At 71.4% G+C, this 8,248-nt stretch carries 8 protein-coding genes; 7 read left to right on the top strand and 1 reads right to left on the bottom strand.

What is annotated here, in order from left to right; all coding sequences use genetic code 11:
• Positions 1–156: 156 nt before the first annotated feature.
• The 5 genes from ACFWPJ_RS17945 to ACFWPJ_RS17925 all read left to right on the top strand — a co-directional run bounded on the left by ACFWPJ_RS17945 (position 157) and on the right by ACFWPJ_RS17925 (position 4,623).
• A complete protein-coding gene (locus tag ACFWPJ_RS17945) occupies positions 157–357 on the top strand; it encodes a hypothetical protein (RefSeq protein ID WP_378852676.1) in 201 nt (66 codons plus the stop codon).
• A 115-nt stretch (positions 358–472) separates the two neighbouring features.
• Positions 473–1,147, top strand: coding sequence for a DNA-binding response regulator (locus ACFWPJ_RS17940; RefSeq protein WP_378852674.1), 675 nt, complete (start codon positions 473–475; stop codon positions 1,145–1,147).
• Complete coding sequence (locus ACFWPJ_RS17935) at positions 1,144–2,367, top strand: sensor histidine kinase (protein ID WP_378852672.1); 1,224 nt, start codon at positions 1,144–1,146, stop codon at positions 2,365–2,367. The genes ACFWPJ_RS17940 and ACFWPJ_RS17935 overlap by 4 nt, the downstream gene beginning before the upstream one ends.
• Entirely contained in the window at positions 2,360–3,385 is a 1,026-nt protein-coding gene (locus ACFWPJ_RS17930; RefSeq protein ID WP_378852670.1) for a hypothetical protein, read from the top strand. Before ACFWPJ_RS17935 ends, ACFWPJ_RS17930 begins: the two co-directional genes overlap by 8 nt.
• A 38-nt stretch (positions 3,386–3,423) precedes the next feature.
• A complete protein-coding gene (locus tag ACFWPJ_RS17925; RefSeq protein ID WP_378852668.1) occupies positions 3,424–4,623 on the top strand; it encodes a winged helix-turn-helix domain-containing protein in 1,200 nt (399 codons plus the stop codon).
• A 4-nt stretch (positions 4,624–4,627) separates the two neighbouring features.
• On the opposite strand, the gene ACFWPJ_RS17920 is transcribed toward ACFWPJ_RS17925, so the two are convergent.
• Complete coding sequence (locus ACFWPJ_RS17920; protein ID WP_378852666.1) at positions 4,628–5,074, bottom strand: hypothetical protein; 447 nt, start codon at positions 5,072–5,074, stop codon at positions 4,628–4,630.
• Positions 5,075–5,223: 149 nt separating this feature from the next.
• Here ACFWPJ_RS17920 and dapA point away from each other — a divergent pair, with 149 nt between their 5' ends.
• Together dapA and ACFWPJ_RS17910 are read left to right on the top strand one after the other, a co-directional pair.
• Entirely contained in the window at positions 5,224–6,132 is a 909-nt protein-coding gene (gene dapA / locus ACFWPJ_RS17915; protein ID WP_378852664.1) for a 4-hydroxy-tetrahydrodipicolinate synthase, read from the top strand.
• Positions 6,129–8,201 (top strand): ribonuclease J, encoded by a 2,073-nt coding sequence (locus ACFWPJ_RS17910; protein ID WP_378852662.1) that lies wholly within the window; start codon positions 6,129–6,131, stop codon positions 8,199–8,201. The genes dapA and ACFWPJ_RS17910 overlap by 4 nt, the downstream gene beginning before the upstream one ends.
• Positions 8,202–8,248 lie beyond the last annotated feature (47 nt).

Genomic DNA, 8,248 nt, shown 5'->3' with positions numbered 1-8,248 from the left:
GGGGTGGCCACCCGCCCCCCCCCGCCTCATACCCTCTGTGCCGGTGCGCTCCCCCCCCCCGACGGGCGTACCGCGACCCAGCTGGTCGTCTAGACGGGCAGCCCCGCGCCGACCCCCCTCGACTTCGTTGCCAGGGACGGCCGCCTGCACGGCACCATGAGCGACGGGGCAGACCCCAGCACGAACCCCGATGAGGACGCCGGTTCCCCACTCGGCCTCGCGTTCTACAAGCCCGACTACGGTCTCGACCTCGGCCCGGACGGCACCCCGATCGGCACCCGCTCCGACTTCGTCCGCGGCGACGACGGGAAAATCGCCTGGTTCCGCAGTCACGGACGCCTGTACCGACGGCAATGACCGCGGCGGCCCCGAATTCTGGTGGGCTGACATGCGGGCCCCCGATGCGGTAGAACTCGACTCCGAGGTGTTGCGGGCTGGCCGCGGATGGGTGTTCGAGGATGGGGAGTGGTCGGTGAGCGAGTTGCAGCAGACTCCGGCGGTACGGCGGATCGGACTGGTCGAGGACCATGAGTCCGTGGCGATCGGGCTGGCGGCCATGCTCGGGCCCGAACCCGACCTGGATCTCGTCGCCACCGCCGACACCGTGGCCGGTCTGCTCGCCGCCGACGCCGCCCTGGACCTGGTGGTGCTCGACCTGCGCCTGCCCGACGGCTCGGCCCCCGAGGACAATGTCACCGCGCTGCGCGAACGCGGCATCGAGGTGCTGGTGTTCACCGGCGCCGACAACGCGTTCCTGGTCCGCTCGGCCGCCAAGGCCGGTGTCCTCGGGGTGCTGCGGAAATCCGAGAGCGTGGCGACGGTGGTCGAGGCGGTCCGCCGGGCCGCCTCCGGGGAACAGGTCGTCACCACCGACTGGGCCGCCGCGATCGACGGCGACCCGCAGCTCTCCGACGTCGGGCTCAGCCCGCGCCAGGAGGAAGTGCTCATGCTGTACGCCTCGGGGGAGAAGGCGTCGCGGGTGGCCAGGCTGACCGGCCTGTCCGAACAGACCGTCAACGACTACCTGGGCCGCATCCGGCAGAAGTACGCCGACGCGGGACGGCCGGCTCCCACCAAGACCGATCTGTACAAACGGGCCGTCGAGGACGGATGGCTGCCCGTGCCGGAACGGCAGCAGCGCACGTGACCACCACCGCGGCCCGCGCGCCCGCGCCGATGCCCGCCGCGGTGGACAGCGAGCTGTCGCGGGCGGCGACCGATCAGATCCTGCGCAGGCTCGGGGTCGTGATCGGCGTCGGCGCGATGATCGTGATGACCCTGGAACTGCCCGCGGTGCTGGTCCAGCCCACCAACCGCTCGGTGTGGCCCGAAGTGCATCTGGTGGCGGCGTACGTGTTGTTCGCGCCGCTGGCGATCGTGTCGGCGCGCGGGGCGGTCACCGCGATCCGCCGCGTCGCCGGGGCGGCCGCGATCTGCTATCTCGTGGCGACGGTGACGACCCCGCTGGTGTACTCGGTGGTGACGATCGGTTCGTTCGCGTCCTGGCCGTATCGCGGGCTGGTGCTCGGCGTGATGGCCGGTGGACTCGCCTGGTCGGGCCGGGTGGCGGCGGGCTTCGCCGCGGTGCTCGCTGTGGCAACCAGCGCCTCCAATGCCGCCGTCGTCCCCGACAGTTCGGCGTGGGCGCTGTTCGGTGACGTCACCAGGGCGCTCGGGGTGGCCGCGCTGTTCCTGTGGTGTGTGGTCTACGCGCGCACCGCCGCCGAACGCGTCGACCGGGAAGCGGTCAGTCAGCGGTCGCGGGCGGCGACGGTCGCGGCGACCGCGGCCCGTGAGCGTGAGGGTGCCCGGTTCGCCGCGCTGATCCACGACGCGGTGCTGTCGACACTGCTGGAGGCCTCCCGCGAGCAGGAACCCTCTCAGGTCCTGCGCAACCAGGCCGCGCGCACGCTGGAACAGCTCGAACAGGCCCACAACGCACCGGAACTCGACCATCTCGACGCGGCCGCCGCCGTGGAGTTCCTGCGTGCCGCCGTGCGCGACGTCGATCCCGAGCTGCCGGTCCAGGCCTCGCGGCGCGGCGCGGATCTGTGCCTGCCGCTCGAAGCGGCCCAGGTGCTCGGTGCCGCGCTCAGCGAAGCTGTGCGTAACAGCCTGCGCCACGCCGAGGTCGCGGGCAGGCAGGTGCGCCGCGAGGTCGCCGTCACCATCGCCACCGGCGGCCTCCGCGTGGTGCTCTCCGACGACGGCGCCGGCTTCGACCCGGCCCGGGTACCGGCTGACCGGATGGGCATCGCGGGCAGCATCCTGGGCCGGATGCGCACCCTGGCGGGCGGGGCGGCGTTCGTGGAGTCCGCGCCGGGTGCGGGCACCGTGGTGACCCTGGTGTGGGGCAGCCATGGCTGACCGGGATCTGCGGTTCGGCATGCGTGACCTGCTCGGCCTCAGCGATGGCATGGCCTGGCTGTTCGTGGTGATCTTCGAAGCCACCATCATCATGTACCTGCGCGTGAACTTCGATATCGCGCCGGCGATCCCGGCCGCCGCCGCTCTGCTGCTGATGGCCGTCGCCGCGCTGGTGGTCCTGGTCTTCCCGGTGGATCCGCTGCCGTGGCCCGCCACCGCCTACGTCGCCTGCGCCGGTCCCGTCGCGATGGCGCTGACCGTGCCGTGGATCGAGAACCCCTCGGGGTTCTCGCACCAGCTGTGGACGGCGTACCCGACCTCGTATCTGCTGGCGATGCTCGTGCTGCGCGGGCGGATCCTGTCGGCCTGGCTCGGTGTCGCCGCCGCCGCGACGGTGCTCGTGACGATGGGCGTGTTCACCACCTGGCATCCGGAAACCGTGGTGCGGGCGCTGACACCGGTCGCCACGGTCGGCGCGGTGACGGTGTTCATGGCGATCGTGCGGCCCACCCGGCGCTCGCTGCGCGAACTGCGCAGCCAGGCCAACCGGCGCGCGGCGACCGAGGCGGCGCTGTCGGCGGCCACCGCCGAACGCGACCGGCAGCTGACCAGGCTCGACCAGGTCGCCGGGCCGATCCTCGCGCGCATCGCCGAGGGCGCCCAGCTCACCGACGACGAACGCGAACAGTGCAGGCTGCTCGAAGCCGAACTGCGCGACGGACTGCGCGCCCCGGAGCTGGTGACCGAACGGCTCAGCGCCGCCGCCCGCGGCGCCCGATCCCGCGGTGTGGAGGTGACCCTGCTCGACGACGGCGGTTTCCGCGGCGTCCCGACCTGGGTGCGCCACAACGTGATCGACGCCGCCGTCGGCGAACTCGACACCGCCGAGGCGGGCACCGTCACCGTGCGTGTGCTGCCGATCGGGCGGCGCTGGGTGGCGACCGTGCTGGCCGCGGCGCCGACCGGGGACCGGCGCACCGAGATCGACACCGCGGGGGTGGTCCGGGTCTCCACCTGAGCCCGTAACCTGTCGTACCCCTGTGTCAGGCTGAGCGAATGCAGCGGATGAACGCGGCGACGGCCCGGCGGATCGCGCTGGCCGCGCAGGGTTTCGGGAGACGCCGACCGGCCAAGCCGAACCGACGGGCGGTACTCGATGTCGTCGCCAGAACCCGTCTGCTGCAACTGGATTCGGTGTCGGCGGTGGTACGCGCGCACTACGCCCCGGTGTTCAGCCGGATCGGCCCCTACGATCGCGGCCTGCTCGAGAGTGCGGCGTGGAGCGACAGCCCGCGGGCCCGCCGCGGACTGGTCGAGTACTGGGCGCACGAGGCCGCGCTCATCCCGGTCGCGGACTGGCCGCTGATGCGCTGGCGGATGGCCGAATACCAGCAGGGGCGCTGGTCGGCCGTGCGCAAGGTCGTCGACCGGAACCCGACGCTGGGCAAGGACATCCTCGACGTCGTCACCGAGGTCGGCGCCGCGAGCGCGGGCGAGATCGAACGTCATCTGGAACTGGACAAGCCGCGCCCCAAAGGCACCTGGTGGAACCTCAGCGACACCAAGATGATCTGTGAGCAGCTCTTCGCCGCGGGGGAGCTGTCCATCGCGCGCCGGGCCGGTTTCACCCGCCTCTACGACCTTACCGAACGCGTCGTCCCGGCCGATGTCCGCGACCGCGAGGTCACCGAGGACGACGCCGTGCGCGAACTGATCCGCCGCTCCAGCCGCGCACTCGGTATCGGCACCGAGACCGACCTGCGCGACTACTACCGCCTGAACCGCCGCCAGAGCGCCCCCGCGATCGCCGACCTCGTCGACGGGGGCGAGCTGATCCCGGTCGACGTCGACGGCTGGGACGCACCGGCCTACCTGCACCCCGAGGCGAGCACGCCGCGCACGATCACCGGCGCCGCCCTGCTGTGCCCGTTCGATCCGCTGATCTTCTTCCGGCCGCGCACCCAGCGGATCTTCGACTTCCACTACCGCATCGAGATCTACACGCCCGAACCCAAACGGGTGCACGGCTATTACGTGTTCCCGTTCCTGCTCGACGGCCGCCTGGTCGGCCGCGTCGACCTGCGCGCCGAGCGCGGCAGCGGCAGGCTGCTCGCACCCGGCGCGTTCGCCGAACCCGGCTACGCCACCGCCGAGACCGCGGACGCGTTACGCGGCGCGCTGCGGGAGATGGCGGACTGGCTTGAACTCGACGACGTCGTCGTCGGCGAGCGCGGGGACCTCGCGCCGCTGCTGTGACCGGTTACCAGCCCTTCGGGCCCTGGCCGCGCATCTGATCGCGCAGCGCGCCGGTGACCGCGCCGGAGAGCCAGGAGTTGAGCGACTGCCCGTTCTGCGCCGCCGCCTCCTCGGCCTTGGACTTGAGCTGTTCGACCAGTCGCAGGGTGACGCGGCTGATGTCGCCGGTCATCTCCTCGAAGGTCGGCGGTTCTTCGGCGCCCGACGGCGTGTTCTTGCGCACGTCGGCCACCGCGTCGGTGCCGTCGAGGCGGACGCGCACGGTGCGGTCGCCGAGCTCGGTGCTGATCTCGGCGGCCAGTTCCGACAGCGCCGACAGCAGCACGAGCCGGCTCGAACTCTCCACCGCCGCGGCCAGGGCAGCGGCGGTGGCCTGCGTTTTCTCGTCGCCGAGAGCAGCGGCGGCGATCAGTTCTTCGCGCAGCCGCGCGGTATGAGCGTTCAGATCCATGACATCAGTGTGCTGCCATATCTGACATCACGCAAGGATGGCGGTGATGTCACCATCGGGGCAGGCAGGCGGCGAAAAACACCCACCGGCAGCCGGATCGGGCGCTAGGGTGTCGAGGCTCGACTGGGGACCGGGTAGCCTTTCTGACCATGACGAACGGTGAATCGACGCCAACGGAGCTGCACGCGTCCGGCACGGTGGGTGTCGCGATGGTGACCCCCTTCAGCGCTGCGGGCAAGGTCGACATCGATGCCGGTGTGGCACTGGCGGCGCGCCTGGTCGACCGCGGCGTCGATCTGCTGGCCATCTCGGGCACCACCGGTGAGTCGCCGACTACCACCGAATCGGAGAAGTCCGACCTGCTGCGCGCCGTCGTCGACGCCGTGGGCGAGCGTGCCACCGTGATCGCGGGCGCGGGCACCTACGACACCGCGCACTCGCTCGAGCTGGCGCGCGCCGCCGAGAACGCGGGCGCGCACGGCCTGCTGGTCGTGACCCCGTACTACTCGCGGCCCACGCAGGAGGGCCTGATCGCGCACTTCACCGCGGTCGCCGACGCCACCTCGCTGCCGGTGACCCTCTACGACATTCCACCGCGGTCGGTGGTGCCCATCGCCATCGACACGATCCGCCGGCTCGCCGATCACCCGAACATCGTCGCGGTGAAGGACGCCAAGGGCGATCTGGTCTCCGGCGCCGATCTCATCGCGACCACCGGCCTGGCCTTCTACTCCGGCGACGACGGGCTCAACCTGCCCTGGCTCTCGGTCGGCGCCACCGGATTCATCAGCGTGATCGGTCATCTCGTGCCCGAACGCCTGCGCGAGATCCACCAGGCCTACACCGCCGGTGACGTGGCCAGGGCCAGGGAGATCAACGCGACACTGTTGCCGCTGTTCGCGGCCATGACCCGCCTGGGAGGTGTGGCGATGTGCAAGGGAGCTCTTCGATTGCTCGGTGTCGAGGTGGGTGAACCCCGGTTGCCCCAGCTGATGCCCACGCAGGCGCAGCTCGACGCGCTGGCGCTGGATCTGCAGGCCGCGGGGGTGTCGGCATGACCGAACCGGCCGCTCGTAAGCCTCGTCGCCGTTCCGCCAGCCGTGCCGCCGGCGCGCCCGAACCCACTCCGGTCGCGCCGCCGCGGGCCGCGCCCGCCAAGGTCGCGCCCGCCGAGGTCGTGCCGCCGAAGCGGACCGCACCGGCCGCCACGCCGGTCGCCGAGATCGTCGCCGAGGCGAACCTGGTCGGCGAAGCCGAGCTGGGCACCGACCTGATCAGCGTGGCCGAAGAGCAGGTCACCGTGCCGAAGAAGGCCGGTTCGCGCCGCGCCAAGAGCAAGCCCGCCGCCGAGCAGGCGCCGCAGCAGCAGTCCCGCGGTGGCGGCCGTGGCCGTCAGGGCGGTGGCCGCGGTCGTGGCGCCGCACCGGCCGCCGAACCCCGCGAGAAGGCGGCCCAGGACCGGCTGGGCACCCCGCCGAAGCTGCCCAAGAACGGCCTGCGCGTGTTCGCGCTCGGCGGCATCGGCGAAATCGGCCGCAACATGACCGTTTTCGAGTACAACGGCAAGCTGCTGATCGTGGACTGCGGTGTGCTGTTCCCCGAGGACCAGCAGCCCGGCGTCGACCTGATCCTGCCCGACTTCCGGCCCATCGAGGACCGGATGGACGACATCGTCGCCATCGTGCTCACCCACGGTCACGAGGACCACATCGGCGCGGTGCCGTTCCTGCTGCGCAACCGCCCCGACATCCCCGTGATCGGCGCGAAGTTCACCCTCGCGCTGGTCGCCGCCAAGTGCCGCGAGCACCGGCTGCAGCCCAAGCTCATGGAGGTCGCCGAGGGCGAGACCACCGTGCACGGCCCGTTCGAGTGCGAGTACTTCGCGGTCAACCACTCGATCCCCGACGCCATCGCGGTCGCCATCCGCACCCCGGCGGGCGTCGTGCTGCACACCGGTGACATCAAGCTCGACCAGCTGCCGCTCGACGGCCGCCTCACCGACCTGGCCGGCTTCTCCCGCCTCGGCGACGAGGGTGTCGACCTGTTCCTGGTCGACTCCACCAATGCCGAGGTCCCCGGCTTCGTCACCCCCGAGCGCGAGATCGGCGGTGTGCTCGACAACGTGATCGGCAAGGCGCGCAATCGCGTCATCGTCGCCTCCTTCGCCAGCCACGTGCACCGCATCCAGCAGGTCGTCGACGTGGCGCAGAAGTACAACCGCAAGATCTGCTTCGTCGGCCGCTCGATGGTGCGCAACATGCAGATCGCGCAGGACCTGGGCTACCTGACGGTGCCCGACAATGTGGTCGTCGACCTGGATCAGGCCGCCAACCTGCCCGGCAACCGGCTGGTGCTGATCTCCACCGGCTCCCAGGGCGAGCCGCTCTCGGCGCTGGCCCGGATGGCGCGCGGTGACCACCGCCAGATCAACATCCGCGCCGACGATCTGATCGTGCTGGCCTCCTCGCTGATCCCCGGCAACGAGAACTCGGTGTTCGCGGTGGTCAACGGGCTGGCCCGGCTGGGCGCGACGGTCATCACCCAGCAGAACGCGAAGGTGCACGTCTCCGGCCACGCCTCCGCGGGTGAGCTGCTGTACCTGTACAACGCGGTGCGCCCGACCAATGCCATGCCGGTGCACGGCGAATGGCGGCACCTGCGCGCCAACGCCGCGCTCGCGGTGGCGACCGGCGTGCCAGAGGAGCGGGTCGTGCTGGCCGAGGACGGCGTGGTGGTCGACCTGGTCGACGGCATCGCCTCCATCGTCGGCCGGGTGCCGGTCGGGCACGTCTACGTCGACGGTCTCTCGGTCGGTGACGTCGGCGAGTCGACCCTGTCGGACCGCCTGGTCCTCGGCGAGGGCGGCTTCATCTCGATCACCGTCGTCATCGACGCGACCACCGGCAAGGCGGTCAGCACCGAGATCAACGGGCGCGGCTTCTCCGACGACCCTGCCGCGCTCAGCGGCGCGAACGAGCTGGTGGAGGCCGAGCTGCTGCGGCTGGCCGGTGAGGGCATCACCGACACCCACCGCATCGCCCAGGGCGTGCGGCGCGTGGTCGGCCGCTGGGTCGCCGACACCTACCGCCGTCGTCCGATGATCGTGCCGACGGTCATCGGCGTCTGATCAAGGCGAAACACGAAACCGCCGGGTGACAGTGGGCGGGTTCACGC

It is taken from the genome of Nocardia sp. NPDC058497, assembly GCF_042720195.1.
Classification (GTDB): Bacteria; Actinomycetota; Actinomycetes; order Mycobacteriales; family Mycobacteriaceae; genus Nocardia.
Note: the sequence above shows the minus strand (reverse complement) of the source record. Positions and strands in the feature narration are given on the sequence as shown.